Below are 25,252 nucleotides of genomic sequence, written 5' to 3' on the forward strand. Positions count from 1 at the left end.
GAACAATCAGTGGTCGCGGTCGACCGCGAACTCGCACAACTGCAGCAGGCTTTGCTTGAAACCACTGTCAGGCAGGCCGGCGATGGCGGCGCTGGCGCGGCCGGCTGCGACCTGGGCGGCGTTGCGGGTGTAGTCGAGCGCGCCGCTGTTGGTGACGGCGGCGAGGACGGCGTCGAAATGCTGCTCGTCGCCTTGCTCGATGCAGTTACGCACCAGCTGGCGCTGGGCTTGGCTGCCATGTTCCATCAGCCAGATCAGGGGTAACGTCGGCTTGCCTTCGCGCAGGTCGTCGCCGACGTTCTTGCCGATGGTGTCGGCGTCGCCGGCGTAGTCGAGCACGTCATCGATGAGCTGGAAGGCGGTGCCCAGCGAGCGGCCATATTCGCCGGCGGCATCGACGTCGGCATCGCTGGCGCCAGCGATCAGGGCGCCCAGCTGGGCGGCCGCCTCGAACAGCTTGGCTGTCTTCGAGCGGATTACATTCAGGTAAGCCGCTTCGTTGACGTCGGGATCGTGCATGTTCAGCAGTTGCAGCACTTCACCTTCGGCGATGACGTTGGTGGCGTCCGACAAAATCTGCATGACCCGCATATTGTTCAGGCCAACCATCATCTGGAAGGAGCGCGAGTACAAAAAGTCGCCCACCAGCACCGAGGCGGCATTGCCGAACAGTGCGTTGGCAGTCTGGCGTCCGCGCCGCATCGAGGATTCGTCGACGACATCGTCGTGCAGCAGGGTGGCGGTGTGGATGAACTCCACCACGGCAGCGAGCTCGTGGTGCGCCGTGCCCTGGTAGGCATACGCGTTAGCGATCAGCAGCACCAGGGTGGGGCGGATGCGCTTGCCACCGGCACCGATGATGTATTCGGCGATCTGGTTGACCAGCGTCACTTCAGAATGCAGACGTTGTCGAATGACTGCATTGACCGCCTCCATGTCGGCAGCGATGGAGTGGGCGATGGTGTTCTGTTGCGAATGTTGGAGAGCGGCGGACAAGGCTTACCTGCAATGGACATGGATTGCAGGGATTATACGACAAGCCCGCCACCGCCGAGGCAGCGGACATGCGGGTGGGTGGGTGGGCGGCGTGACGTTGTCGACATACCACGAACAGCGGCCCTTGTGAACGCTTTTGACCGGATTTATCGAATCATGTATAATCTGCGGTTCCCCCGGCTCCGAACGTCGCTCGCAACATGCGGCATGACGATGTCGTAGGAAATTCTTTCAAACATTTGATGAGGTTTCAAATCATGTACGCGGTCATAAAAACCGGTGGCAAGCAGTATAAAGTTGTCGCTGGCGAAAAACTTAAAGTAGAACAGATACCGGCAGACATTGGTTCCGAACTCACCATCGATCAAGTACTCGCAGTAGGCGCGGGCGACACCATCAAGTTTGGTGCGCCATTGGTCGAAGGTGCAACGGTTACAGTTTCTGTTGTGGCACACGGTCGTCACGATAAAGTGAAGATTTTCAAGATGCGTCGTCGTAAGCACTACCAGAAGCATCAGGGCCATCGCCAGAATTTCACCGAAATCCAAATCGTTTCGATCAACGGCTAATCGCTGTTGCCCGGTACATCCAGTCATCAAGGAGCTCTAAATGGCACACAAAAAAGGCGGCGGCACAACGCGCAACGGCCGTGATTCAGAATCAAAACGCCTCGGCGTGAAAGTCTACGGCGGCGAGAGCATCAACGCCGGCGGCATCATCATTCGTCAGCGCGGCACCCCGGTGCGCGCCGGCGAAAACGTCGGCACCGGCAAGGATCACACCTTGTTCGCGCTGGTCGACGGTAAAGTCAAGTTCGTCAAAAAAGGCCTCGGTTTGAAGCAATTCGTCACCGTCGTCGCGAACCAGGCAGTTGAAGCAGTCGCAGCCTAAGCTGCACAGCACCACGCCGTAATGCGGCGTATCCTTGTAAGGCGCAAGCCTTTCATCGAAAGGCTCTATCTCAAGCGGTAGAGCCTTTTTAGTTTTATGGCGGTACAAGACAATGAAGTTTATCGACGAAGCACGCATTGAAGTCATCGCCGGCGACGGCGGCAACGGTTGCGCCTCATTTTGCCGCGAAAAGTTTCGCCCGTTCGGCGGACCCGACGGCGGCGATGGCGGCAAGGGTGGCTCGATCTGGGCCGTGGCCGACCGCAACATCAACACCCTGGTCGACTTCCGTTACTCCAAGATGCACAAGGCGCGCGATGGCGAGCCAGGCCGTGGTGCCGATTGCTACGGCAAGGGCGCCGACGACATCGAGCTGCGCATGCCGGTTGGCACGCTGATCGTCGATAATATTTCCGGCGAAATCATCGCCGACCTGACCGAACACGGCCAGCGCGAAGCGCTCGCCAAGGGCGGCGAGGGCGGTTGGGGCAATATTCACTTCAAATCCTCGACCAACCGCGCACCGCGTCAAAAGGGCGAAGGCAAAGAAGGCGAACGACGCGAACTGCGCCTCGAACTCAAAGTGCTGGCCGATGTTGGCCTGCTGGGCATGCCGAATGCCGGCAAGTCGACCTTTATTACGGCCGTGTCGAACGCCAAGCCGAAGATCGCCGACTACCCGTTCACCACCTTGCACCCGAACCTGGGCGTGGTGCGCGTGTCGCACGAAAAAAGTTTCGTCATTGCCGATATTCCCGGCCTGATCGAGGGCGCTTCCGAAGGTGCCGGCCTGGGTATCCAGTTCCTGCGTCACTTGCAGCGCACCGGTCTGCTGCTGCACATCGTCGACATGGCGCCGTTCGAGACCAACGTCGATCCCGTCAAGGAAGCCAAAGCCCTGGTGAAAGAGCTGGAAAAGTATGATGAAGCGCTGCTCAACAAGCCGCGCTGGATCGTCCTCAACAAGCTCGACGTGGTGCCCGAAGACGAGCGCAAAAAGCGCGTCAAGGATTTCGTCAAGCGCATGGCCTGGAAAGGCCCGGTGTTCGAGATCTCGGCCCTCAGCCACGAAGGTTGCCAGGACCTGGTGCAAGCGATCTACCGCCACCTGGAAGAAAAGAAAGGCGAAGAACACCGCGCCGAAGAAACCCAGATGACGGAAGAGGCGCGCGGGATTGCGTCGATCGATCCGGACGATCCACGTTTCAAGATTTTCGAAGAGTAAGTGTCAGCACCGGCACGGGCGCGCTGGCGCCGTCAGCTGCTGCAGCTGACGGCGCTGGCCAGTTCGCTGTCGGCGCTGGCGGCCCTGCTCGACCCTGATCGGGTCGCTGCTGTCATGGGCCTGTTCCTCGTTGGCGTCAACGGCTACAGCCAGTTTTACGCCATCTATGTCGGCACCAGGCTCGCTACCGCAGCCCTGGCCCTGCTGGCAGCAACACCAGGCCAGCCGTCCATTCTCGGCGCGCTCACTGCCCTGTTCCTACTCGCCCAACCGGCTGCACGCCTGCTGGTGGCCACCGTGATCGGCTTGCCGCATGGCCCGCTGCTGTGGCTCAGCGTGCTTGAAACAGCAGTCGGCCTGGCGCTGCTGGCGTTGCGTCCTGCGCCGGTTAAAATGACGTAGAACCCTTTCACGTATCCAAAGCCGCCGATGACTTCCGTACTGCACAGCGCTTCGCGCATCATCATCAAAGTGGGCTCGTCCCTGGTGACCAACGATGGCCGCGGCCTCGACCATGGCGCGATTGCCCGCTGGGCCGCGCAAATCGCCGCCCTGCGCGCGCTGGGCAAGGAAGTGGTGCTGGTCAGCTCCGGCGCCATCGCCGAGGGCATGCTGCGCCTGGGCTTCGAGCAGCGCCCCACCGACATCCACGAATTGCAGGCGTGCGCCGCGGTTGGTCAGATGGGCCTGGCGCAAATTTACGAAAGCAGTTTTCGCGCCCACGGCCTGGGCACGGCGCAGGTGTTGCTGACCCACGCCGACCTGGCCGACCGCGAGCGTTACCTGAACGCCCGTTCGACGCTGACCACCCTGCTGCGCTTTGGCGTGGTGCCGATCATTAACGAGAACGATACCGTCGTCACCGACGAGATCAAGTTCGGCGACAACGACACCCTGGGCGCGCTGGTGGCCAATCTGATCGAGGCCGATGCGCTGGTGATTCTGACCGATCAGCACGGCCTGTTCAGTGCCGATCCGCGCAAGGACCCGGCGGCGACGCTGGTGGCCACCGGCCGCGCGGGCGACCCGGCGCTCGAAGCGATGGCGGGCGGCGCTGGCAGCAGCCTGGGGCGCGGTGGCATGCTCACCAAGATCCTCGCCGCCAAGCGCGCCGCCCGCTCGGGCGCCCACACCATCATCGCCTGGGGCCGCGACAGCGATGTCCTCACGCGGCTGGCGGCGGGCGAAGCGATCGGCACCGAACTGCTGGCCGATACCGGCCGCATGACGGCGAGAAAGCAATGGATGACCGATCACCTGCACACGGCCGGCAAACTCACGCTCGACGCCGGCGCCGTGCAAAAGCTCACGCGCGAGGGAAAATCGTTGTTGCCGATCGGCGTGGTGGGAGTCAGCGGGCAGTTCGGGCGCGGCGCCGTGGTCACCTGCGTGGGCGAGGATGGGGTGACGGTGGCGCGCGGGCTGTCGAATTATTCGAGCAGCGAGGCGCTGCGCATCATGCGCAAGCCTTCCTCGGAGATCGAAGCGGTGCTGGGCTTTCTCGACGGGCCCGAGCTGATCCACCGCGACAACATGGTGTTGATGTAAGCGATGGTCTTAGGCGCCGGCCGGCGCCGGGGTTTTTTGCTTGTAGTCGCACAGATCGTTGATCAGGCAATTCCAGCACAGCGGTTTGCGGGCGACGCAGGTATAGCGGCCGTGCAAAATCAGCCAGTGATGGGCATCCTGCAAAAATTCCCTGGGCACGAAGCGCAGCAGTTTTTGCTCGACGATCTCGACCGTCTTGCCGGGCGCCAGTCCGGTGCGGTTGGAGACGCGGAAGATGTGGGTGTCGACTGCCATGGTCGGCTCGCCAAAGGCCGTATTGAGGACCACGTTGGCGGTCTTGCGGCCCACCCCGGGCAGCGCTTCGAGCGCTTCGCGCGCGCGCGGCACTTCGCCGCCATATTGATCGACCAGGATCTGGCAGGTGGCCAGCACGTTTTTCGCCTTGGTGTTGTACAGGCCAATGGTGGCGATATAGGTTTTCAATTCATCGAGCCCCAGCGCCAGCATGGCGGCCGGCGTGTTCGCCACCGGGTACAACTTGCGGGTGGCCTTGTTGACGCCCACATCGGTCGACTGGGCCGACAGCAGCACGGCGATCAGCAATTCGAACGGCGTGGTGTAGGCAAGTTCGGTGGTGGGATGGGGATTGGCCGCGCGCAGGCGGGTGAACATGGCGAGCCGTTTGCTGTTGTTCATTCCTTGGCCGCTTTCTGGCGCGCCCGTTCGATGGCGGCGGCGATGATGGCGCGCTTGCGTTCCTTTTCCTGCAGTTCGGCATCGCTGTTGCCCGGTTCGGCGGTGACTTCTTTCAGCTTGGCGACCGCCTTGGCGGCCAGCCGCGCATCGTTTTCACGCCGCTCGCGCGCCAGCCGCGCGCTGCGCGCTTCGTGGCGGGCACGGGCGGCGTCGGCCTGCCCGCTCGTCCACGCAGCCCAGCCGGTCTGCTCGCCGGTGACGGGGAACATGACGATGCAGTCGACCGGGCAGGGTGCCACGCACAGGTCGCAACCGGTGCACAGGCTGGGCAAAATGGTGTGCATCTGCTTGGCGGCGCCGAGGATGGCGTCGACCGGGCAGGCCTGGATGCACAGGGTGCAGCCGATGCACAGTGATTCATCGATGAAGGCGACCGGGCGCGGCCGTTCGTAGCCGTGGACCGGATTGAGGGGGATGACGGGGTAGCCGGTGATGGCCGCGAGCCGTACGATGCCTTCGGCGCCACCGGGCGGGCACTGGTTGATCGCCGCGTCACCGCTGGCAATCGCCTCGGCGTACGGACGGCAGGCCGGGTAGCCGCACTTGGTACACTGGGTTTGCGGCAGGGCGTCTTCGATCAGGTCGGCAAGAGATTTGGTCACGGCATCAAGGCTGGCGAAAATACTATTATCTCATGGCGCAACATGACGCAAACACGCTGGCGCATTGTAAAAAAGGGACGGTCACCTTGCGGCGACAGTCCCTCCTGCGTTTGCGCTTTGAGGCGACGCCCGCTCTGACTCGGGTGGGCGTTCCTCTGGCAATCGACGATGTTTAGTTTTGTTTGACGCTCTATCGGTGGGTAGCGATGAACTCGCCAATCTTCGGGCAAATGATCTCGCGCCAGCGGCGACCCGAGAAAATGCCGTAGTGGCCAGCGCCCGGCGCGACGAAATCCTGCTGCATGTTGGCTGGAATACCGGAACACAGTTCGTGTGCTGCCTGCGTCTGGCCGGCGCCCGAAATATCGTCGAGTTCACCTTCGACGGTGAACAGGGCGACGGTGGTGATGTCTTGCGGACGCACCAGCTGGCCGCCCACGGTCCAGGTACCGCAGGGCAAAGAGAAATCCTGGAACACGGTCTTGATGGTGTCGAGGTAGTACTCGGCCGGCATGTCGAGCACGGCGTTGTATTCGTTGTAGAACTGGCGATGGCTTTCGGCCGGCTCGTCGTCGCCGCGCACCAGGTGCTGGTAAAACTCGCGGTGGCTTTGGGCATGGCGGCCCGGGTTCATGGCGATGAAGCCGGCGTGCTGCAGAAATCCCGGATAGACCTTGCGGCCAGCGCCAACATAATTGGCCGGCACTGCGTAAATGACAGTGTTTTCAAACCACGAAAACGGTTTTTCGGTAGCCAGGTCGTTGACGGCGGTGGGCGACTTGCGCGGGTCGATGGGGCCACCCATCATCGTCATGGTCTTCGGCAGCTTGGGGTCGTGGGCGCTGGCCATCAGCGCGATGGCCGCCAGCACCGGCACGGTCGGCTGGCAGACGGAAATGACGTGCAGTTCAGGGCCCAGCAGGCGAATGAAATCCTGGACGTAAAAAATGTAGTCGTCGAGGTGGAACGGACCGGCGCTGGCCGGCACCATGCGGGCATCGGTCCAGTCGGTAATATACACATCGTGCTTGGGCAGCAAGCCGCGCACGGTATCGCGCAGCAGCGTCGAGTGGTGACCCGACAGCGGCGCCACCAGCAGCACGACCGGCTGGTCGAGCTCGGCAATGGCAGCGTCGCTCAAGTCTTTTTTGAAGTGCAGCAGGCGACAAAAAGGCTTGGTCAGCAGCGTGCTTTCGACGATGGCAACGGGGTCGCCGTCAACCAGGGTGTCCTTGATGTCGAAGGCGGGCTTTTCATAGTCTTTGCCGAGGCGATACATCAGCTCGTAACCGGCGGCGATGCGCTGCGAAAACGGCGTGTGGGCGAATGGCGAGACGGGATTGGTGAACAGTTTGGCGGACGCATCGGCCCACTGCATCATGGGGGTGAGGAAGGACCGCTGCATTTCATGCAATTGGTAGAGCATCGTTTTTCTTTCGGTGTGTGGCGCGGGCGGCGCAATCGCACATGCGGCGCACGCCCTTATTGCATCATGAACTTCACTTGCTAGACTAAGCGCAGGACCTTACGGGGTCATGACAGGACACTTGAAAGCGCGTCAATGTGACCTGGCGTGAACGAACGTGCGTTTTTCCAACCCTTGTTTTATCACGATTTGCCGGATGGCGTCGGTGACCCAGCTCACTTCCAAAGAAAATGCCCTGCAAGCAGGGCATTTGTATCCATACGGAAACGGAACGTTGTCAGTCGAATACAGGGGTTTCGACGCCCAAAATTTTGTGTAATTTCGGTGACGTGGTGGTGTACTGCATGTGAATTTTCTTGTCCGGGAAGATATAGGGCGCGGCGCCGAAGGCGGCCAGGGCCGCTTCGTGGAAGCCTGACAAAATCAGTTTTTTCTTGCCCGGGTAGGTGTTGATGTCGCCGACGGCGAAGATGCCGCGGACATTCGTTTCAAATTTTTCCGTGTTCACCACCTTGAGCTGGCGGCGCTCGATGTCGAGGCCCCAGTCAGCGATCGGCCCCAGCTTGGGCGACAGGCCGAAGAACACCAGCAGCATGTCGAGCGGCACGCGGCGGGTGACGCCGTCGGGACCGGTGACCTTGATTTCGGTCAGCTTGTCATCCTTGCTGTCGAAACCGGTGACTTGGCCCGTGATCAGCTGCATTTCATAGGCGTCGCACAGCGCCTTCATCTTCGCCACTGATGCGGGGGCGGCGCGGAAATCGTCGCGGCGGTGCAACAGCACGACCGATTCGGCCTTGCCGACGAAGTTCAGGGCCCAGTCGAGGGCCGAGTCGCCACCGCCGCAGATGACCAGGTTCTTGCCTTCGAACAGGGCCGGTTCCTTGACGCGGTAGTGCAACTGCGTGCCTTCGAAAGCGTCGATGCCATCGACCTTGATGGTGCGCGCCTGGAACGAGCCGACGCCGGCAGCAATAAAAATCGTCTTGGTGATGAAGCGGGTGCCGGTCGATGTTTCAACGTTGAAACGGCCATCGTCGCGGCGCTGCACCAGCACCACTTCCTGGTTCAGGTGGAAGGTTGGCTCGAACGGTTCGATCTGCTTTAACAGGTTGTCGGTCAGTTCCTGGCCGGTGCAGACGGGGACGGCAGGAATATCGTAAATCGGCTTGTCGGGATACAGCTCGACGCACTGGCCGCCAACGGCTGCCAGCGAATCGATGACGTGGGCCTTGATCTCGAGCAGGCCCAGTTCGAATACCTGAAACAGGCCGACGGGACCGGCGCCAATGATCACGGCGTCGCTATCGATGGCACCGTCGAACGAACTGCTGGGAGCGACGATGGCCGCCTCGGAAGTGATAGTCATGCTTGTATTTCCTGTAATTTTGAAAAGAAAGTAAGTCTTAGCGGACCAGCTGGTCGAGCTTGTCCTTGACGTCTTTCCACTTCTCCGCGTCTGGCAGGGCCGGCTTGGTCTTGGTGATCGAAGGCCAGTTGCGCGCCAGGTCGACGTTGATCTTGATGAACTTGACTTGGTCGGCCGGCACGTCTTCCTCGGCGTAGATGGCGTTCACGGGGCACTCGGCGACACAAACGGCGCAATCGATGCACTCGTCAGGATCGATGGTGAGGAAATTCGGCCCTTCCCGGAAACAATCTACCGGGCATACATCGACGCAGTCCGTGTAGCGGCAGGCGATGCATGATTCGGTGACAACGTGGGTCATAACAGTCCTATCAATAGAATTGGTGTAGTGCGTTGGTGCAGTGCCGGGTGTTGCGCCGAGGCGGCCTGGAGGATGAGGTCGCCAACGATGGCAAAGCACTGTATTTTAAGGCAATTCGGTTTTTCCCACAATTGAAGCGCCATACTCAATCCACATAAGCATATGCGTGAAGAGGCGGCGCCAATCTCAGGGGGGCTGGCGCCGCAGGTGCCTGTCCCATGGTGGCGTTGGGCAAAACTGGGGCCGGCGCCTGCGCGCCAGTCGCCCCCCAGGCCTGTCCCGAGATTGCCACGCTTAAAAGGCCGCCCCATCCATCATCGCATCGCTGGCCGGCGTCGCCGCGCCGCGTCCGTGCGCCGCGCACCATGCCGCCAGCGCCTGCGTCTCTCCGGCCAGCACACAGTCGATATTGTAATACTCGGCCAGGTTCATGGTGCCGCAGCAGGCGCGCCGGTCCTGCTGGGCGTTGGCAGCATCCTGCACGTGCGCGGCGAGCACCACGGCGTCCGCGTGGTCGTGCGCCAGCGGCACCGGTGAGAACACCACTTCGCGCACGGCGAAACGGTTGCGGATGCTGTTGCGGTAAGCCACCGGCTTGCCGTCTTCGAGCGACAGCCGCAGCATGGCATTGACAACGTCGACATACGCCGGCGCCTGCTCGGGCGCGGCCACCAGGGCGCGCAGCAGCAGGGCGCGCAGGTAGGCGCCGACGTCGTGCAGCACCAGCGCATCATCGCGCAACTGCGGATCGCGCTCGATGGCAAACAGGTCGGCCAGGATGTCGTAGATGGCGCCCGTAAATACCTGGGACAGTGCGTGCACCTCGCTGCCCGCCTCGCTCATGGTGAGGTCGTTGTCGGCATTGCGCAGCCCCGTCGAGGCGCCCAACGCCAGGCCGAACTGTTCGGCGATATCGGCCAAAAAGGTTTTGTCGTGCAGTCGCGCCTTGGTCTGGGCGATCACCGCTTCGCACTGGTCGAGCTGGGACAGCGACAAAAAAATGGCGGTCAGGTCGCCGAACGATTCGTGCAGGCCGCCCGTTTGCGGCGGGTTGTCGGCCGCCAGCCAGTCGGGTTTCAAGCCGTCGAGCACGGCGTGCCCCGTTTCGTGGGAGACAATGTCGAGCGAACGGCAGGTGTAGACGCGCTCGCCACCATTGCTGTCGGCGAAATGGCCGAATTTGAGGCAGCTCTGTTCGCGGCTATAGTAGGCGTTCATGACGTTCGGCAAGCCGTGGGCCAGCACTTGCAGGGGCGCGGTATCGGTGCTGCTATTCCATTGCCACGGCAGGGGCATCGCCTGGCCGGCCGCTGACAGCGCGCGCTGGTACATGGTGAGGGTCTGGCGCACCACGGCGAAGGTGTGGACGGCATCGAATTGCGGCGTGTTGAGGCTGGTGACGAAGTCGCCGAAGGCGTTCGGACTGACGGCGGCGATGCTGGGATCGGCCGAGATGATGCGGGCGTCGCGCGGGCCGTCGAGCACCACGCCCGGCAAAAACGCCTTGCGGATCCCGATTTCAGTGACGGATGGATCTTGCTTCCACATCAGCACGCGCGCGCCGAAGGCAAATTGCAAAGGCACCGGGGGCGCCAGGTCGGGCGCGCGCTGGCCGCCAGGACCGGCGCTGGCGGGCCGGCCGGGTTGCTCGAGCAGGCTGGCGGCCTTGCGGTGGGCCCGCCAGGGCGCCGTCGGCACTGGCACAGCGGCCGGTAGCGCCGCCGTGGCGGCGCTCTGGTCTTGACTGCCGTCGCTGTTGGCGTCACGCGTGTCCATGGCTGCTCCTTGGCAAAATCTTTCCGGATGGAATGATGAAGTCAATTTCCCACCCTGCGCTTGATTCGCGTCAGGGGGACGGCGCTTCGATTAGAATAACGGCCAATTTATTTCACGCAGGAACATAGACATGGCAGACATTCACATCGTTCAGGCCCACGCCCTGAGCGCCACGCAGGCCCGCGCGGCAGCCCAGCAAGTGACCGACAAGCTGGCGCGCGATTACCAGCTGACCTGTGCCTGGGATGGCGATATCCTGCGCTTCGAGCGCAGCGGCGTGGCCGGTGAACTGCAGCTGGCCGCCGGCCAGGCCGTGGTCGACGTCCGTCTCGGCTTCATGATGGGGGCGTTCGCGCCGGTCATCGAGGCGAAGCTGGCCAGCAGCATGAAACAGCTGTTTGCCAGCTGAAACGGGAAGCTGCCGGGTCAAACAAATGGCGCCCGCGGGCGCCATTTGTTTGACTAATCGAAAGGCATGAGCAACGCTCAGGCGTCCTTCAATTCCTCGATCAGGTCGATGTACTGCTGCATCGCGTCTTCCTTCGATGTGCCCTTGAAACCATCCCAGGCATCGAACTTGGCGCGGCCGACCATGTCGGTGAAACCAGGCCGCTCGCCGACGGCGTCGCCGCTCGAGGCTTGCTTGTACAGGCCGTAGATCTTCAACAAGGTCAGGTTGTCGGGGCGCTCGGGCAGATTTTTCGAATCAGCCTGGGCTTGGGCAAATTGTTCTTGCAAGCTCATGGAGTCTCCTGAAATTTGAGGGGTGAACACTTAGACGCCCAGCAGTTCGACGTCGAAAATCAGGGTGGCGTTGGGAGGGATGGCACCGCCGGCACCGCGTGCGCCATAGCCGAGGCTGGCAGGGATGGTCAGACGGCGCAGGCCGCCGATTTTCATGCCCTGCACGCCTTCATCCCAACCGCGGATGACCTGGCCGCCGCCCAGCGAGAAACGGAAGGGGTCGTTGCGGTCCTTGCTGGAGTCGAATTTGTTGCCCTTGCTGCCGTCGTCGTTGCGCAGCCAGCCGGTGTAATGGACGGTGACATGCTGGCCCGCCTTCGCTTCGGCGCCGTCGCCGGTGGTGACGTCTTCGTATTGCAGGCCCGATTCGGTGGTAATGGTGGACATGGTGTCGTTCTTTCATGGTCAAAGTGATGGGGGATTGTAGTGCATGACGAAATAAAGCGCCAACCACGTGCTGATAGCTCGTTGGCACTCGGACATGGCCGGTGCTTCTGTGACGTTTTGCCTGTTGCAACATGGCGCCGATTGTCATCTTCGCGCCGATGAGCGCGGCATTTCCACGTAGAATATGCTTTTTGGCCCTCCACGAGCGAATCCCCTCCATGCTGCGCTGTTTCAACCGGCTGTTGTTGTCTTTACTGTCTGTGGCCTCGCTGGTCACCGGGTTCGCCCCCGCTGCCCAGGCCAATGTCGTCGTCGTGCTCAATTCGCGCGACGCCACCATCAAACTGCTCGACCAGCAAACGTACGCCGAAGTGGCGACTATTCCGGTTGGCAAGGAGCCGCACCACTTGATGGCCACGCCCGACAACAAGTCGGTGATCGTTGCCAGTTCGGTGGGCAATGAACTGATTTTCCTCGACCCCCTCAGCGGCAAGGTGCAGCGCACCCTGAAGGATGTGCTCGATCCCTACCAGATCGGCTTTTCGCCCGACCAGAAGTGGTTCGTCAGCGCGTCGCTGCGGCTCGACCGCCTCGACATTTACCAATACGATGGCGCCAACCTGACGCTGAGCAAACGTATTCCGCTTGGCAAACTGCCCAGTCATATGGCATTTAATAAAGCCAGCGACACCGTGTTCGTCACCCGCCAGGGCAGCGACCAGGTCAGCGCGATCGACTTGAACACGCAGACGGTCAAGTGGACCGTGCCGGTTGGCAAGCTGCCGGCCGGGATTGCCATGACTCCCGATGACAAGTATTTATTGGTCGGCATCATGGGCGCCGATTATGTCGAAGTGATCGACTGGCGCACGCAAAAAACCGTCAAGCGCATCAAGGCCGGCGATGGCGCCCACAATTTCCGCTCGCTGGGCGACAAGCGTCACACCTTCGTTTCCAACCGGGTGTCGAACACGATTAACATCATCGACCAGGTGACGCTGGAAAACGTCGGCACCATCAATGTGCCAGGCGGTCCCGACTGCATGGAATTGACCAAGGATGGCAAGACGCTGTGGGTGACGCTGCGCTGGATTAAAAAAGTGGCAGTCATCGACGTCGCTTCGCGCAAGGTCATCAAGCTCATTCCCGTCGGCCGCTCGCCCCACGGCGTGTTCTTCGCGGACGCGGCCGCCCGCCAGTGAACATGCGCCCCGCCGGCCTTGCCGCTGCAGTGCTGCTGCTCGTTGGCGGCGTTGCCACCGCAGCCGCGGCAGACACCTGCCGCGGCACCATCTATCTGACCTTCGATACGGGCAGCCAGTCGCAGGCGGAGCTCATCGCCGCCACGCTACAACGACAGCAGGTCAAGGCGACCTTTTTTCTGGCCAACGAAAAGACCACGCGCGGTGACTGGTCGCTCGATCCATCGTGGGCAGCCTTCTGGAAGGCGCGGGTGGCCGAGGGCCACGCGTTTGGCAGCCATACCTTCGATCACGTCTATTACAAGGGCGATGGCGAGGACGGCACCATCAAGGTCAAGGCGCAGTTTGGCGAGCATGCCGGTCAGGCCCAGCGCTGGACGGCGGCCCAGTATTGCAGCGAGATTGGCCGGGTCGACCGGCGCTTTCGCCAGCTGACCGGGCGCGGCCTCGACCCCATCTGGCGCGCGCCCGGCGGTAAAACGTCCAGACGCACCATCGCCGCTGGCAAGGCCTGCGGCTATACCCACTTTGGCTGGGCGCCGGCCGGTTTTTCCGGCGACGAGACTGCCAGCGAGACCAGCTCGAATGCCGCGCTGCTCCAGCAATCGCTGGCGACGCTGCGCGATGGCGATATTTTCCTTGCCCACATGGGCATCTGGTCGCGCAAGGACCCATGGGCGCCGGCCGACCTGGAACCGCTGATCGTCGGTCTCAAGCAGAAACACATGTGTTTCGCTACACTACGCGAGCACCCCGCTTTTCCGAAAGTACCATGATGCAGTTTTTCGTCGATCTGTTCAGCGCCGCCCAGGGCTGGCTGTTCGAGCATGCGGTCGAACCGTTCATGTTCGTCAGCGGCCTCGGTGAATACACCGAGGAAGCGTTCGAAGGCACCGAGTGGTTGTTGACCGGCATGGTCGAACTGGCCGCGCTGTTCCTCGTGCTGCGCCCGCTCGAAGCGCTGCTGCCGGTGCACGCCTTCCACGACCAGCGTGCACGCCTGAACGATTTTATTTACACGCTGGTGCACCGCCTGGGGCTGTTCCCGATCGCCGTGTTCTTTACCCTCGATCCGCTGATGGACCACATCGCCGGCCTGCTGCGCCTCGAGGGTGTCCATCCATTCAATCTCGAAGCGCTGCTGCCGGCCATGCCGGCCATGGGCGCTTTCCTGCTGTATCTGGTGGTGCTCGACTTTTGCGATTACTGGTTTCACCGCGCCCAGCACCAGTTCAACTGGTGGTGGGGGTTACATAGTCTCCATCACAGCCAGCGCGACATGAACCTGTGGAGCGACAACCGCAACCACCTGCTCGACGACTTGCTGCGCGACATTGTGATGGCGATGGTGGCGCTGGCGATCGGCGTGCCGCCTGCCCAGTTCATCGTGCTGGTGTCGGTGTCACGGGTGCTCCAGAGTTTGCAGCATGCCAATGTGCGACTCCACTTTGGCGCCCTCGGCGAGCGCCTGCTGGTCTCGCCCCGCTTTCACCGCACCCATCACGCCATCGGTCTCGGTCACGAGTCGGGCGGCAAGGGCACCCTTGGTGGCTGCAATTTCAGCGTGCTGTTTCCCGTTTGGGATGTGCTGTTCGGCACGGCGAATTTTCAACCCGCCTATGCCGAGACGGGCGTGCGCGATCAGCTGGCGCGGCTCGACGCCAGCGGCGCCACCATCGCCGGGCGCGATTATGGCCGCGGCTTCTGGCAGCAACAGTGGTTTGGCCTCAAACGGATGGTGCAATTCGCCCGCCGGGGCAGCCACTGATGCGCGCCGTGCTGGAGGCCTACCGCCGCGCGTTTGCTTCCCAATTTACGGGCCGCATGTTGCTGCTGTCGGTGACGCCCTTCCTGTTGTCGGTGACGGTGTGGGCGCTGTTGCTGTACCTTGGATTTCAGCCGCTGCTCGATGCCGTGCAAACGGTGTTTGCCGAGCGTGGCGGTTATGCCACCAGCGCCGGCCTGCTGTCGACCTTTGGCCTGGGCATGCTCAAGGCAGTGGCGGTGCCGCTGCTATCGATGTTGCTGCTGCTGCCGCTGATGATCCTGACCGCGCTGCTGTTCATGGGCGTGGCCGCCATGCCGGCGCTGGGCCGCCACGTGGCCGCGCGCATGGCGAGCCGGCTGGGACCGCTGGAGGCGAAGGCCGGTGGCAGCCTGCTGGGCAGCCTGGCGACGGGCGCCGTGGCGCTGCTCATCTTTGTGGTGCTGTGGCTATGCAGTGTGCCCCTTTATTTATTGCCGCCGGTGGCGCTGGTGGCCCAGGTGATGCTGTGGGGGTGGTTGACGGCGCGCGTGATGTCCTACGATGCGCTGGCCGGCTTCGCCAGCGCCGACGAGCGCCGTCAATTGCTGCACCGTCACCGCCGCTCGCTGCTGGCAATCGGGGCCCTGTCGGGGGTGGCGGGCGCCTTGCCGGGGCTGGTGTGGATCGGTGGCGCGCTCATTTCCGTGCTGCTATTTCCGCTGCTGGCGACCCTGTCGCTGTGGCTGTATGTGGTCATTTTTATCTTCACCGGCCTGTGGTTTCAATACTACCTGCTGGCCGCGCTGTATGCGCTGCGCGCCGAGACCGCGGCGACCATGCCTGCCACCAGCTGAACGCTGCGCGCGCAGCGCTCCTGCCCTCATGCTCGTTCAATAACGCTAGGTAGGCTCAGCGTTGCACAGACGTTGTTTTTCTGCGAAAAAAATATGGTGTGCGTTATTTTTCGTCCACGCTGGCGTACGCGCGGCGTTGATGTGGTGGAATGGTAAACGCGCGAACGCCCGTCCGAATCTGGAATTTTCCGGTTCGCTTGAAGCGGCTCAGATGGTGCAGACCGACCCATGCAACGATGGCGAGGGGTCGCCTGTATCGGGTCGCGGAACATTAGCATTACATTGGTTGAGCCATCATGGAAAGTCAGACACACACACCGCAGCCCGCCAGCGCCCGTCGCGCGCGCAAGCGCAACGGCGAGGGCCTGATCGGCAGCGCGGCCGCCAGATCGGCCGAACGCCTCGAACCCGGTTTCGACACTGCAGTTGCGCACGCTGAAGCCGCGCCCGTTGCCGCCATGGTGGCGCCCGCGCCGCCGCAGTTGGCCGACACCGTGGCTGACCCGGTCGTCGACATGGCTGCCGACAGCGGCGCCGCAGTACCGTCCGAGCCGGCGCCGCCGCTGCCGCCGGGCGGCAGCGCCGAGCCCGCGCGCCCGCGGCGCAGCCGCCTCAAGCCGACCCTGCTGTTATTGCTGCTGATGTTGCTGTCGCTGGCCGGCTGGTGGCTGGTCGACGAATCGCGTACTTCGGCGATGCAGGCCAGGCTGTTCGGCGAACTGGCACACAAAATTTCCTGGAAAGTCGCGCCCGGGCCCAGCCCGGCCATTCGCTTTCCATCCGACAGCCCGTATGACGAGCGGCTCGGTTACGCCAACCTGCCCGATTATTTGACCAAGCTGAACAGTCACGATTACGTCGTCACGGCGCAGGCGCGCATGTCGCCAAAAATGGTCGCGCTGGCCGACCAGGGCGTGTTCGCCACCTACCGCGAAAAAACCCGCGTCGGCCTCGACATTACCGATGCAACCGGCCAGCCGATTTTCAGCGCCCGCTTCCCCGAGCGCGTCTACGACAGTTTTGCCGTCACCCCCACCGCGCTGGTGGCCAGCCTGCTGTTCATCGAAAACCGCGAGCTGCTCGATACGAGCTATCCAAAGCGCAATCCTGCGGTCGAGTGGGACCGCTTCAGCAAGGCCGTGTTCGACAAATCCGTCCACACCGTCATTGGCGGCGACAAGCGCGTCTCTGGCGGCAGCACGCTGGCAACCCAGATCGAAAAATACCGCCACTCACCGGATGGCCGCACCAGTTCGCTCAAAGACAAATTGCGCCAAATGTTTTCCGCCACCCTGCGCGCTTACCAGGGCGGCGAAGACACCACGCTGGCGCGGCGCCAGATCGTGGTCGACTACATCAACACGGTACCGCTGTCGGCCAAGCAGGGTTACGGCGAAGTCAATGGCATCGGCGATGGCATGTGGGTCTGGTACGGCCGCGATTTTGCCACCGTCAACGGCGCCCTCAAAGGCCCCATCGACAGCGCTGGCGCCGCGCTGGTCTACAAGGAAGCGCTGAGCCTGTTTATCGCCCAGCGCCGGCCTGCCCACTACCTCGGTGCCGGCGCCAGCGACCTCGAAGCGCTGACCAATACCCACCTGCGGGTGCTGGCGGCCAACGGCGTCATCAGCACGCAATTGCGCGATCTGGCCATCGTGCAAAAATTGCATCCGGCCGCAGGCACCGGCATTGCCCCGCCAGCCGCCAACAGCTTTACCACCCGCAAGGCGGCCAATGCCGTGCGCACCCACCTGGCCGGCCTGCTCGGTGACGCCCGCCTGTACAACCTCGACCGCCTCGACCTGTCGGTTGCCAGTACCCTCAATGGCCAAGCGCAAAAGGCGGTCACCGAACGCCTGCGCAGCCTGCGTGATACCGCCACTGCGGCCGCTGCCGGCCTGACCGGCAAGGGCATGCTGGGCAACGGCGATCCGGCCAACGTGGTCTACAGCTTTACCCTGATCGAAAAAGGGCCGACCGCCAACTATCTGCGTGTGCAGACCGACAATTACGACCAGCCGCTCGATATCAACGACGGCGCCAAGCTCGACCTCGGCTCCACCGCCAAGTTGCGCACCCTGGTGTCCTACCTCGATATCGTCGACCAGTTGCACCGGCGCTTTGAACCGATGTCGGTGGCCGAGCTGAAAAAAGTGGTGCCGGACCCGAAAGACCGCATGAGCTTGTGGGCACAGGATTATTTTCTGACGCTCAAAAGCGGCGCTGACCGCAGCCTGCGTCCCATGCTCGATGCTGCCATGGACCGCACTTATTCGGCCAACCCTGGCGAAGGCTTTTTTACGGGTGGCGGCATGCACCACTTCGGCAACTTCAGCAAGCTCGACGATTCACGCGTGCTGACCGTTCACCAGGCCCTGCAAAACTCGACCAACCTGGTGTTCGTGCGTTTGATGCGCGACGTCGTCCGTTACTACATGTTCCAGCTGCCGGGCTCCTCGGCAGCGCTGCTGGCCGATGCCGACGATCCCCGCCGCGCCGATTATCTGGCCCGCTTTGCCGACCGCGAAGGGCGTGAATTCCTTGGCCGCTTCTACAACAAGTACAAGGGCAAAACGGTGGCCGAGGCGGAAAAAGTGTTACTGGCCAGTTTCCGCCCCACCGCTTCACGGCTGGCTGCCGTCAACCGCACCGTCATGCCCGAGCAGAGCCTGGCGCAATTTAGTGCCTTCATGAACGCCAATCTGCCTTCGGCCAACGAGCTGCCGCCCGAGCGCCTGCCGAAACTGTATGAACAGTATGCGGCGGCGAACATGTCACTGGCCGACCGCGGCTATGTGTCGTCGCTCCATCCGCTCGAATTGTGGGTGGTCGGCTATCTGCGCGTGCACCCGAAAGCAGGCTGGAAAGAAGTGGCCGACGCCAGCGTCAAGGAGCGCCAGGAGGTGTATTCGTGGCTGTTCAACACCCACCGCAAGCACGCCCAGGACAGCCGCATCGGCGGCCTGCTGGAAGTGGAAGCCTTCCTTAAAATTCACGCACAGTGGAAAAAGATGGGCTATCCCTTCGATTCGCTGGTGCCGTCGTATGCGACAACGCTGGGCGCATCGGCCGACCGCCCGGCGGCGCTCGCTGAAATGATGGGCATCATCGTCAACGGTGGTGTGCGGAAGCCCGTGCAGAAAATTGAATCTCTGCATTTTGCTGCCGGCACCCCTTACGATACCCTGGTGCAGCACGCCAAGTCGGACAAGTTCGAGCAAGTCATTTCGCCCGAGGTCGCCCGCACCGCAGCCGACGCCATCCGCGAGGTGGTGGCGATCGGTACCGCCAAGCGGGTCAAGTCGGCCTTCGTCGGGGCCGATGGCAACATCATCCTGGTGGGCGGCAAGACTGGCACGGGTGACCAGCGCTTCGACGTCTATGGCGCCGGTGGCCGCCTGATCGAATCACGCTTCGTCAACCGCTCGGCGACCTTCGTGTTTAATATCGGCGAGCGTTTCTTTGGCAGCATGACGGCGTACGTGCACGGCCCCGACGCCGCCCACTACGATTTCACCAGCGCCCTGCCAGTGCAATTGCTGGTAACGCTGGCGCCGACCCTGATGCCGATGATCGATCCGGCGGCGGCGGCCAGGCAGCAGCAGGCCGCTGCTCAGGCAGCCGAGGCAGCCGAGGCAGCCAAAGCGAAAGCCGCCGCAGCGGCGCTGGCGCCCACAGTCGTGGAAGGGGCACCAGCCAAGCCGGCCGAGGCCAAAAAAGTTGAGGCCAAAAAAGTTGAGGCCAAAAAGGTCGAGGCGAAGGCAGGCGATGCCACCAAAGTTGACGACAAAGTTGACAGCAAAAAGGCCGAGGCCAAAAAAGCCGAGGCCAGGAAGGCCGACCTCAAGCCTGCCGCAGCGAAGAAGGCGGACGCCAAGGAGGGGGCCGACAAGCCGGCCGCCGACAAAAAAGCGGCCAAGCCGGCACCGCGTCCCCAAGAGTTGTTCTGAGGCGACGCCCGTAGCGGGAGTGCGCGCCTGCGCTGCGCTGCGCGCTGCAATTGCTTGCATATTTCTGCCGTTATTGGCATGGTAGGCCCCCATGAAGCCACCCCGCCGCCTGATGTCCCACATACGCACGTTTACCCAATTCTCCCTGCGCGACCTGGTCGCCACCGCCGGCCCCACCATCTTGCTGGTGGTCGGGGTATGCGTGCTGGCCTACCTGATCGTCGACCCGGCGCCGCCGCGCCAGGTGCGCCTGGCCACGGGCCAGGAAAACGGCGCTTACCAGGAATTCGGCAAAAAATACGCCACTGAACTGGCCAAAGACCGCATCAAGGTGACCCAGGTGGCGTCGCTGGGCTCGCAAGACAATCTGCAGCAGCTGCAGGAGGGCAAAGTCGACGTCGCCTTCGTCCAGAGCGGCTCGACCGATGAAGCAGAAGCACAGCGCAAGGGCCTGGTGTCATTGGGCAGCCTGTTCACCGAACCGGTCTGGCTGTTTCTGCGCGAGGGCGTCAAGGCCACCCAGATGAGCGAGCTGAAAGGCTTGCGCATCAATCTGGGGCCGGAAGGCACCGGCGTGCCCAAGCTGTTTCGCCAGGTGCTGGCCTTAAACGGCGTCGAGCCGGCCGATCTGCAGATCGGTGCGCTGGAAAATACCCCGGCCACGGTCGAGCTGCTGGCCGGGCGCATCGACGGCTTGGTGTTTTCTTCCGGACCGGACGCCTTGCTGGTGCAGATGCTGCTGCAAACGCCCGGCATCCGGCTGGCCAATTTCGACCAGGCCGAGGCGTACGCGCGGCGCCTGCCGTTTTTATCGCACGTCGTGCTGCCGCGCGGGATCGTTGATCTGGGCCGCGATTTGCCACCGCAGGATTTTCACCTGATCGCCCCCACTGCCACGCTGGTCGCGCGCAGCGACTTGCATCCGGCGCTGATCGAACTGTTTGTGCAGGCCGCTGCCGAGATCCATGGCGGCGCCGGCTGGTTCCAGCGCCAGGGCCAGTTCCCGTCGAGCCAGTACACGGAAATCCCGGTGGCGCGCGAGGCCGCCAAATTCTACAAGGACGGCGCCCCGCTGCTGCAGCGCTACATGCCGTTCTGGGTGGCCAATCTGTTCGACCGTTTATGGGTGGTGGTGGTGGCGCTCGCTGCGCTGATTTTGCCATTTTCGAAAGTGGTGCCGCCCCTGTACGTGTGGCGCATCAAGTCGCGCCTGTACCGCTGGTACGGCCAGTTGCGCGCCGTCGAGCAGACCCTGGAGGCGGCCGGGGAGGGGCAGCACGAGCAGGTCTGCGCCGATTTGCTCAAACGCCTCGATGATATCGAAGAGCGCGTCAACCACATGTCGATCCCGCTGGCGTTTGCCGACAATCTGTATGGCTTGCGCAGCCACATCAATTTTGTGCGCCAGCGCGTCAAGGCGACGCTGGCGGCAGCGCAGCCTGAGCCTGAGCCCAGCCGTCAGCCACCGATCCAGGGCAAGCGCGCATAGCACCAGCCGCCGGTCGTCTTGCGGTGGCCGGCGCTGTCCTTGTCACCCTCGAAGCCTTCGAGAATGTCGAAGGCATTCGTGTAGCCGTGCTCGCTTGCCAGTTTGGCGGCATGGCGCGAGCGCACCCCCGAGCGGCACAGGAACAGCAGCACATCATCCCTGGCAGCGATCTGCGCCAGTTGTTCGATAAATTGTGGATTGACCACCCCGCTGGGCCAGCTGCTCCATTCGATCGCCATGTGCTGGCCGGGTGGCAGCGCCACCTGGCCGACAAAATGGCGCTCGGCGTTGGTGCGCACATCGATCAGTCGCGCGCCACTCTGCTGGCGCAGCAACTGCCACGCCTCAGCCGGGGTAACGGCACCCGCATACGGTTGATCAGCGGCGCGCGCGCGCGCGGTGGCGAGAAGTTGCTCGGTCATGGTCGGCCCTCGGATGAATCGGTAGCGCAGATGCCACCTGTACGAAGGGATTATACGGCGCCTTCGTTTGGCAGGCAGTGCGCACCAAGTTGGGGTGCCTGGCCAGCATGCACTATTAGGGTGCGTCTATTCTGGTGCAGATTGTTCGCCGCCGGCGCAGACGCTGCCGCTTGCACGGCCCAGAGGGTGAAAATAAGCCCTCCCTTTTGATGGCGCCGCTGGCATAGATTCTGCTAACATTGTTGTTGCGTTTGCGCCGCCGCAAGGTCGGTGCACCCCTTATTTCATTTAGGAGATTTTGAATGGCAAAGACCGCCGCAGAAGTGTTGAAGATGGCCGAAGAACACGAAGTCAAGTTTGTTGACTTCCGTTTTGCCGATACCCGCGGTAAAGAGCAGCACGTCACTGTGCCGGTTTCGCACTTCGACATCGACAAATTTGAATCGGGCCACGCCTTCGACGGCTCCTCGATCGCTGGCTGGAAAGGGATCGAAGCATCGGACATGATCCTGATGCCAGATCCGAACACCGCGAATATCGACCCGTTCATGGAAGAAACCACCATGTTCATGCAGTGCGACGTCATCGAGCCGTCCGACGGCAAAGGTTACGACCGCGATCCACGTTCGATCGCCAAGCGCGCCGAAGCCTATCTGAAATCCTCGGGCCACGGCGACACCGCTTACTTCGGCCCTGAGCCAGAATTTTTCATCTTCGACTCGGTGCGCTGGAAAGTCGACATGTCGGGTTGCTTCGTCAAGATCGATTCCGACGAAGCGTCGTGGTCGACCGATGCCAAAACCGAAGGCGGCAACAGCGGCCACCGTCCGACCGTCAAGGGCGGTTACTTCCCCGTGCCACCAGTCGATTCGTTCCAGGACATGCGCTCGGAAATGTGCCTGATTCTGGAGTCGCTCGGCATCCCGGTCGAAGTGCACCACCACGAAGTCGCTGGCGCTGGCCAGAACGAAATCGGCACCCGCTTCTCGACCCTGGTCGAGCGCGCTGACTGGACCCAGAACCTCAAGTACGTGGTGTGGAACGTGGCCCACAGCTACGGCAAGACCGCCACTTTCATGCCAAAACCCATCGTTGGCGACAACGGTTCGGGCATGCACGTGCACCAGTCGATCTGGAAAGACGGCAAAAACCTGTTCGCTGGCGACGGCTATGCCGGCCTGTCGGAAACGGCGCTGTTCTACATCGGCGGCATCATCAAGCACGCCAAGGCCTTGAACGCCATCACCAACCCAGGTACCAACTCGTACAAGCGCCTGGTGCCTGGCTTTGAAGCGCCCGTCAAGCTGGCGTACTCGGCCCGTAACCGTTCGGCATCGATCCGCATTCCCCACGTCGCCAATCCAAAAGGCCGCCGTATCGAAACGCGTTTCCCCGATCCACTGGCCAACGTCTACCTGTGCTTCGCTGCGCTGCTGATGGCCGGTCTGGACGGTATCGCCAACAAGATCCACCCGGGCGAAGCGGCTACCAAAGACCTGTACCATCTGCCGCCGGAAGAAGACGCGCTGATCCCAACGGTCTGCTCGTCGCTCGAAGAAGCGCTGGAAAACCTCGACAAGGACCGTGAGTTCCTCACCCGTGGCGGCGTCTTCAGCGACTCCATGATCGATGCCTACATCGAGCTGAAAATGCAGGACGTCCAGCGCATGCGCATGACGACCCACCCAGCCGAATTTGACATGTACTATTCGCTGTAAGAAAAACCACGTTTGCTTGTTTCGCTGTCAACAGAGCTGATCTGGGCGACATCGAAACAGCCAGCAAGGTGTAAAAAGCGCGGCCGAAGCGACAGCTTTTGCCGCGCTTTTTTGCAGTTCAGGTATATTCGGGCTGATTCCTTTTTGCATGCGCCGCGTGCTTTTATTCAGATGATGTATATGACAAGCCGTCTGCACTTCCTGTTTGCCTGCGCGGCGCTGCTGCTGGCCGGCGTCGTCCGCGCCGATACCACCATTTACAAATGCGTGGACGCCGACGGCCGCGTCGAGTTCACCGATTCGGTGCGCCGCAATTGCAAGGCGCTCGATTTGCCCAGTTCATATGCAGCGCCGAAGGCGCGCGGGGGCGGTGGCAATGGCCGTACGGCCTCGGCGCCGGCGCCGGTGCCGGCGGATTTCCCCAAGGTGTCCAACGTCCAGCAAAAGAACCGCGACGACGAGCGCCGCGACATCCTCAACGAAGAATTGCGCAGCGAAGAAAAGAAGCTGGCCGATATCCGCCGCGAATTTAATGGCGGCGAGCCTGAACGCCAGGGCAATGAGCGCAATTATGCCAAATACCAGGAACGCGTGGCACTGTTAAAAGACAGCATCAGCCGCGCGGAAAAGAACATCGACGCCCTCAAGCGAGAAATCGGCAACATTAAATGACCCCACCCGCTCCGGCCTCGCCGGCCGCCCTGGCTGCCAGTGCCGCCGCCGCCGCCCGCCTGTCCGGACTCGAATTGCTGGCCTCTGGCGTGCTGCTGGTCGGCTTCGATGACAATATCCGCTACGCCAACCCGGCCGCCGAACACCTGCTCGACAATTCGGCGCGGGTGCTGGTGCGCAGCCACCTGAGCCAGCTGTTTATCAATGCCGACGAATTAATCAAACTGTGCCGCCAGGCGCTGGCGCACCAGTACACCGACCTGCGCCAGGACTTGACGCTCGAGCGCCTCGGCCGTGAACCGCTGCTGGTCCATTCGATCGTCAGCGCCGTCGGCGACGATGAAGTGATCGTCGAGCTGCGCGAGAACGTCCAGCAGCTCAAGCTTGACCGCGAGGAGCGCATCCTCGACCAGAGCCAGGTCAACAAGGAACTGATCCGCAACCTGGCCCACGAGATCAAGAACCCGCTCGGTGGCATCCGTGGCGCCGCCCAGCTGCTCGAACTGGAACTGCCCGAAGCGCACCTGTCGGCCCTGCGCGAATATACCCAGGTCATCATCAAGGAAGCGGACCGCCTGCAAACCCTGGTCGACCGCCTGCTGGCGCCGCACCGCCGCCCGCACATCGTCGGCGATGTCAATATCCACGAAGTGTGCGAGCGCGTGCGCAGCCTGATGATGGCCGAGTTTCCTAACGGGCTGGCGATCCGCCGCGACTACGACGCGTCAATTCCCGAGTTCAGGGGCGACAAGGAACAGCTGATTCAAACCGTCCTCAACATCACCCGCAACGCCGCCCAGGCCTTGTCAAGCCGCATCGAAGCGGGCGACGCCGAGCTGGTCATGCGCACCCGGGTGGCGCGCCAGGTGACCCTGGCCAAGGTCCGCTACGGGCTGGCACTAGACTTGCATATCATTGACAATGGACCGGGCATCTCGCCGCAGATCCGTGACCGCATTTTCTATCCGCTGGTGTCGGGCAGGGAAGGCGGAAGCGGGCTGGGGCTGACATTGGCGCAAACTTTCGTGCAACAGCACCTGGGTGTGATCGAATGCGAGAGCCGGCCTGGATTGACGGATTTCCGTATTCTGCTGCCCCTGCCATAAGCATGGCGCAGCCGCTGGAAACCGGATCCCACATCATTGAAGATCCAAAT

General features: G+C 62.3%; 25 protein-coding genes. 15 read left to right on the top strand and 10 right to left on the bottom strand.

Annotation, left to right across the window (positions count from 1 at the left end; translation table 11 throughout):
- Positions 1–6: 6 nt before the first annotated feature.
- Positions 7–996: an octaprenyl diphosphate synthase gene (gene ispB / locus ACP7BZ_RS09070; RefSeq protein ID WP_426112242.1), complete on the bottom strand. Its 990-nt coding sequence runs from the start codon at positions 994–996 to the stop codon at positions 7–9.
- 257 nt (positions 997–1,253) lie between these two features.
- Here ispB and rplU point away from each other — a divergent pair, with 257 nt between their 5' ends.
- The 5 genes from rplU to proB all read left to right on the top strand — a co-directional run bounded on the left by rplU (position 1,254) and on the right by proB (position 4,660).
- The gene (gene rplU / locus ACP7BZ_RS09075) at positions 1,254–1,565 is read left to right on the top strand and encodes a 50S ribosomal protein L21 (RefSeq protein ID WP_305508712.1); all 312 of its coding nucleotides are present in this window, start codon (positions 1,254–1,256) and stop codon (positions 1,563–1,565) included.
- 40 nt (positions 1,566–1,605) lie between these two features.
- Positions 1,606–1,887, top strand: a complete 282-nt coding sequence (gene rpmA, locus ACP7BZ_RS09080) for a 50S ribosomal protein L27 (RefSeq protein WP_426112244.1) — start codon at positions 1,606–1,608, stop codon at positions 1,885–1,887.
- A 112-nt stretch (positions 1,888–1,999) separates the two neighbouring features.
- A complete protein-coding gene (obgE, locus tag ACP7BZ_RS09085) occupies positions 2,000–3,112 on the top strand; it encodes a GTPase ObgE (protein ID WP_426112245.1) in 1,113 nt (370 codons plus the stop codon).
- Positions 3,113–3,514: a hypothetical protein gene (locus ACP7BZ_RS09090; RefSeq protein ID WP_426112247.1), complete on the top strand. Its 402-nt coding sequence runs from the start codon at positions 3,113–3,115 to the stop codon at positions 3,512–3,514.
- Positions 3,515–3,541: 27 nt separating this feature from the next.
- Complete coding sequence (proB, locus tag ACP7BZ_RS09095; RefSeq protein ID WP_426112249.1) at positions 3,542–4,660, top strand: glutamate 5-kinase; 1,119 nt, start codon at positions 3,542–3,544, stop codon at positions 4,658–4,660.
- Between the two features lie 9 nt (positions 4,661–4,669).
- On the opposite strand, the gene nth is transcribed toward proB, so the two are convergent.
- The 6 genes from nth to ACP7BZ_RS09125 all read right to left on the bottom strand — a co-directional run bounded on the left by nth (position 4,670) and on the right by ACP7BZ_RS09125 (position 10,911).
- Positions 4,670–5,317, bottom strand: coding sequence for an endonuclease III (nth, locus tag ACP7BZ_RS09100; RefSeq protein WP_426112251.1), 648 nt, complete (start codon positions 5,315–5,317; stop codon positions 4,670–4,672).
- Complete coding sequence (gene rsxB, locus ACP7BZ_RS09105) at positions 5,314–5,979, bottom strand: electron transport complex subunit RsxB (RefSeq protein WP_426112253.1); 666 nt, start codon at positions 5,977–5,979, stop codon at positions 5,314–5,316. Before rsxB ends, nth begins: the two co-directional genes overlap by 4 nt.
- Before the next feature lie 190 nt (positions 5,980–6,169).
- Complete coding sequence (locus ACP7BZ_RS09110) at positions 6,170–7,405, bottom strand: polyhydroxyalkanoate depolymerase (protein WP_426112254.1); 1,236 nt, start codon at positions 7,403–7,405, stop codon at positions 6,170–6,172.
- A 277-nt stretch (positions 7,406–7,682) separates the two neighbouring features.
- Positions 7,683–8,774: an NAD(P)/FAD-dependent oxidoreductase gene (locus ACP7BZ_RS09115; RefSeq protein ID WP_426112256.1), complete on the bottom strand. Its 1,092-nt coding sequence runs from the start codon at positions 8,772–8,774 to the stop codon at positions 7,683–7,685.
- A gap of 37 nt (positions 8,775–8,811) precedes the next feature.
- Positions 8,812–9,135, bottom strand: a complete 324-nt coding sequence (gene fdxA / locus ACP7BZ_RS09120) for a ferredoxin FdxA (protein ID WP_426112258.1) — start codon at positions 9,133–9,135, stop codon at positions 8,812–8,814.
- A 294-nt stretch (positions 9,136–9,429) separates the two neighbouring features.
- Complete coding sequence (locus ACP7BZ_RS09125; protein ID WP_426112260.1) at positions 9,430–10,911, bottom strand: hypothetical protein; 1,482 nt, start codon at positions 10,909–10,911, stop codon at positions 9,430–9,432.
- Between the two features lie 130 nt (positions 10,912–11,041).
- Between ACP7BZ_RS09125 and ACP7BZ_RS09130 the strand changes: the two genes are divergently transcribed.
- Positions 11,042–11,320 carry a polyhydroxyalkanoic acid system family protein gene (locus ACP7BZ_RS09130; protein ID WP_426112262.1) on the top strand — a complete coding sequence of 93 codons (279 nt, stop codon included), beginning with the start codon at positions 11,042–11,044 and terminating at the stop codon, positions 11,318–11,320.
- 77 nt (positions 11,321–11,397) lie between these two features.
- On the opposite strand, the gene ACP7BZ_RS09135 is transcribed toward ACP7BZ_RS09130, so the two are convergent.
- On the bottom strand, positions 11,398–11,655 hold the full coding sequence (locus ACP7BZ_RS09135; protein ID WP_426112264.1) for an acyl-CoA-binding protein: 258 nt from the start codon (positions 11,653–11,655) through the stop codon (positions 11,398–11,400).
- Between the two features lie 30 nt (positions 11,656–11,685).
- The gene (locus tag ACP7BZ_RS09140) at positions 11,686–12,042 is read right to left on the bottom strand and encodes an FKBP-type peptidyl-prolyl cis-trans isomerase (protein ID WP_426112266.1); all 357 of its coding nucleotides are present in this window, start codon (positions 12,040–12,042) and stop codon (positions 11,686–11,688) included.
- A gap of 218 nt (positions 12,043–12,260) precedes the next feature.
- On the opposite strand from ACP7BZ_RS09140, the gene ACP7BZ_RS09145 reads away from it, so the two are divergent.
- From ACP7BZ_RS09145 to ACP7BZ_RS09170, 6 genes are all read left to right on the top strand, one after another.
- Positions 12,261–13,244, top strand: coding sequence for a cytochrome D1 domain-containing protein (locus ACP7BZ_RS09145; RefSeq protein WP_426112268.1), 984 nt, complete (start codon positions 12,261–12,263; stop codon positions 13,242–13,244).
- A 2-nt stretch (positions 13,245–13,246) separates the two neighbouring features.
- Positions 13,247–14,020, top strand: a complete 774-nt coding sequence (locus tag ACP7BZ_RS09150) for a polysaccharide deacetylase family protein (protein ID WP_426112423.1) — start codon at positions 13,247–13,249, stop codon at positions 14,018–14,020.
- Complete coding sequence (locus ACP7BZ_RS09155) at positions 14,017–15,012, top strand: sterol desaturase family protein (RefSeq protein WP_426112270.1); 996 nt, start codon at positions 14,017–14,019, stop codon at positions 15,010–15,012. Before ACP7BZ_RS09150 ends, ACP7BZ_RS09155 begins: the two co-directional genes overlap by 4 nt.
- The gene (locus tag ACP7BZ_RS09160; RefSeq protein WP_426112272.1) at positions 15,012–15,845 is read left to right on the top strand and encodes an EI24 domain-containing protein; all 834 of its coding nucleotides are present in this window, start codon (positions 15,012–15,014) and stop codon (positions 15,843–15,845) included. Before ACP7BZ_RS09155 ends, ACP7BZ_RS09160 begins: the two co-directional genes overlap by 1 nt.
- Positions 15,846–16,360: 515 nt before the next feature.
- Positions 16,361–19,795 carry a transglycosylase domain-containing protein gene (locus ACP7BZ_RS09165; RefSeq protein ID WP_426112425.1) on the top strand — a complete coding sequence of 1,145 codons (3,435 nt, stop codon included), beginning with the start codon at positions 16,361–16,363 and terminating at the stop codon, positions 19,793–19,795.
- 91 nt (positions 19,796–19,886) lie between these two features.
- A complete protein-coding gene (locus ACP7BZ_RS09170) occupies positions 19,887–21,284 on the top strand; it encodes a TAXI family TRAP transporter solute-binding subunit (protein WP_426112274.1) in 1,398 nt (465 codons plus the stop codon).
- Here ACP7BZ_RS09170 and ACP7BZ_RS09175 read toward each other — a convergent pair.
- Entirely contained in the window at positions 21,254–21,706 is a 453-nt protein-coding gene (locus tag ACP7BZ_RS09175) for a rhodanese-like domain-containing protein (RefSeq protein ID WP_426112276.1), read from the bottom strand. The genes ACP7BZ_RS09170 and ACP7BZ_RS09175 overlap by 31 nt on opposite strands.
- Positions 21,707–22,008: 302 nt before the next feature.
- On the opposite strand from ACP7BZ_RS09175, the gene glnA reads away from it, so the two are divergent.
- The 3 genes from glnA (at position 22,009) to glnL (ending at position 25,202) form a co-directional block, all read left to right on the top strand.
- The gene (glnA, locus tag ACP7BZ_RS09180) at positions 22,009–23,424 is read left to right on the top strand and encodes a type I glutamate--ammonia ligase (protein ID WP_426112278.1); all 1,416 of its coding nucleotides are present in this window, start codon (positions 22,009–22,011) and stop codon (positions 23,422–23,424) included.
- 180 nt (positions 23,425–23,604) lie between these two features.
- Positions 23,605–24,096, top strand: coding sequence for a DUF4124 domain-containing protein (locus ACP7BZ_RS09185; RefSeq protein WP_426112280.1), 492 nt, complete (start codon positions 23,605–23,607; stop codon positions 24,094–24,096).
- A complete protein-coding gene (glnL, locus tag ACP7BZ_RS09190) occupies positions 24,093–25,202 on the top strand; it encodes a nitrogen regulation protein NR(II) (protein ID WP_426112282.1) in 1,110 nt (369 codons plus the stop codon). Before ACP7BZ_RS09185 ends, glnL begins: the two co-directional genes overlap by 4 nt.
- The last annotated feature ends 50 nt before the right edge of the window (positions 25,203–25,252 follow it).

The sequence above is a fragment of the Massilia sp. PWRC2 genome (assembly GCF_049896725.1).
Lineage (GTDB): Bacteria > Pseudomonadota > Gammaproteobacteria > Burkholderiales > Burkholderiaceae_D > JAFCUW01.